This window comes from Synechococcus sp. R6-7, assembly GCF_047461695.1.
Taxonomy (GTDB): domain Bacteria; phylum Cyanobacteriota; class Cyanobacteriia; order Thermostichales; family Thermostichaceae; genus Thermostichus.
This window is the reverse complement of record NZ_JANSHS010000433.1, coordinates 1-2,373: the sequence shown is the minus strand read 5'-3', so window position 1 is coordinate 2,373 and position 2,373 is coordinate 1. Positions and strand designations below refer to the sequence as shown.

Here is a 2,373-nt window from a genome sequence, read left to right as displayed (position 1 = left end):
TCAGCAGTGTTCAGCGTAAATGTATCAGCCATGAACTGGCAACACCTCTTCACTCGCGCTTTTTGGGCGGCGACCCTCGCCAGCTTGTGCCTGCCGGGAGCGGTTCTGGCCCAGGCTAACCTGCGGGAGCTCCCCCCCGATCTGGCGGAACAGCTCACCACAGAGCAGATCCTGCAAGCCTGCGCCGCCAACCAAGCCGATACCCTGCCCAGCCCTTTCCCAGACGTGGTGCCAAGCGATTGGGCCTACAAGGCAGTGCTCACCCTCTACTACTGTGGAGCCTACCGAGGGGCCATTCCACCGGAGCAATTCCGGCGCTACCTGGAGCAACAACGGGGATCCCAAACTTAGGTGGGCCTGCACCTCAAGCCGGATACATCTCCTGGATGAGGTGGGCATAGCGCTCAGCCACCGGGTTGCGCTTGATCTTCAGGGTCTGGGTCATAAGGCCGTTTTCCACGCTCAGCGGCTCCGGCAAGAAGCGAAAGTCGCTGACCTGCTCGTCGGGCCGGTAGCCAGGGCGTTCTTGGATGCGGCGGCGCACCTCCTGCAAAATCAAGGTGCGGGTCTGGGGCTGGGCCAGCAGCTCGGCATCCTCAGCCGGGATCCCTTGCTCGGCAGCCCAGGCCTTGAGGGCGTCGAGGTTGGGGTAGATGAGGGCGGCCAATTTTTTCTGGTCTTGCCCGACGATCACGATTTGGCTGATGTAAGGAGACTGCAGACAAGCATCTTCCAGCGGCTGGGGCTCGATGTTCTCCCCATTGAGTAGGACAATGACATCCTTGGCTCTGCCGGTGATCACCAGTTGCCCATCGGGGGTGAGCCAGCCCAGATCCCCGGTTTCAAACCAGCCGTCGGAGCTGAGCACCTTGGCGGTGGCTTCCGGGTTGTTGTAGTAGCCCATCATCACCTGCGGGCCACGGGCCAGGATTAGTCCTTTTTCTCCAGGGGGCAGCGGCTGTCGAGTTTCAGGATCCACAATGCGAAACTCCGTCCCCGGCAGAGGGGGGCCAGCCGTACCGCGCACATTGTTGTCTGGACGCCGCGCGCACAACACCGGCGAAGTTTCGGTGAGGCCGTAGCCATTCAAGATGGAAATGCCCACCACCTCGTAGAACAGATCCAAGTAGGCAGGCAGGGATCCACCGCCGCTGATGGCATGTTGAAAATTGGGGCCCAACGCCCGTCGTACCTTGCGGTAGATCAGCACATCGGCCAATCGGTGCAGGGGCCAGAGCAGCCAATGTTGCAGGCGAGCCTGCAGGCGCACCCAGGGGCTGACTCCGTAATGCAAAATCGACTGGTTGCGAGCTATCCGTCCAGAGAGCACGTGGCTCTCGCTCACGGCCATCAGAGCGCGGATCAGCCGCTGCATCAGGGGGCTTTTCTCTTTGAATTGCCGTTGGATCCCTTCATAAACGGTTTCCCAAATCCGCGGCACTGCCACCAGAAAATGGGGGTGCTCCTGTTGGAAATCTTGTTTGATAAAGCGAGGGCTGGTATAGACCAGCATGCAGGCACGGCTGAGGAGAAAATACTCGCAAGCCCGCTCATAAGAGTGCCAAGTGGGCAGAATGGTCAACACCTTATTCCCCGGTTGTGGCTGTACAACCACGCCCAAGTTCTCCACCTGGTGCATCAGGTTGCCGTGGCTGAGCATCACCCCCTTGGGCCGACCGGAGGTGCCGGAGGTGTAGATGATGGTGGCCAGTTGGGATCGCTCCAGCTTTGGGGGTTGGTAGGTGTGTTCCCGACCCTTTTGCAGCCATTGGGAAAAGTTCAGCACCCCTGCTTCCTGCTCATCGGAAAGCAACAGCAGCCGTTCCAGGCCCAGCTCCTGCACATCCGGCCGGATCCGCCTCAGAGTCTTCAGATCCTGAGCAATCAGGGCCGTGCTACCGGAGTGGCGCAAGATGTAGCCCAGCTCACTGGGATCCGCCACAGCGCTGCGGGGCACATTCACAGCTCCCGTGAACATCGTGGCCAGATCGGCCATCAGCCAGCGGGGGGAGTTATCGGCAAAAATGGCCACCCGATCCCCCGGGCAAATGCCCAAAGCCTGCAGGCCAGCCGCCAGGGTTTGAATGCGGCGAAACAGCTCTCCATAAGACATCTCGAAAACTGGCTGCGCGTGGGGATCCCGTAGGGCAACCTGACCGGCAAACTCTTCCGCCAGCACTTGCCAAACGTTCAGCAGCGTCGTCTCAGGGGCAGTGGGAGTAGCAGAAGCGGCAGCAGTTGTCATAGTCTGTACCGTAAATTACGTTTACAGTCTATTAAACCCAGCCTCTCTCCCCAGGTGTCGCTAGGACAGTTCCCAGCCTGTCACCCCATTCACCATCTTCCCCTTGCGGGGAAAAGGTAGGGATCAAC

General features: G+C 60.0%; 2 protein-coding genes. One reads left to right on the top strand and one right to left on the bottom strand.

The window, feature by feature from the left end:
* On the top strand, nt 1-351 hold a 351-nt coding region (locus NW815_RS12255; RefSeq protein ID WP_414388955.1), incomplete at its 5' end, for a hypothetical protein.
* Between the two features lie 13 nt (nt 352-364).
* Here the strand turns inward: NW815_RS12255 and NW815_RS12250 are convergent.
* Entirely contained in the window at nt 365-2,245 is a 1,881-nt protein-coding gene (locus NW815_RS12250) for an AMP-dependent synthetase/ligase (protein ID WP_414388956.1), read from the bottom strand.
* Between the last annotated feature and the right edge of the window lie 128 nt (nt 2,246-2,373).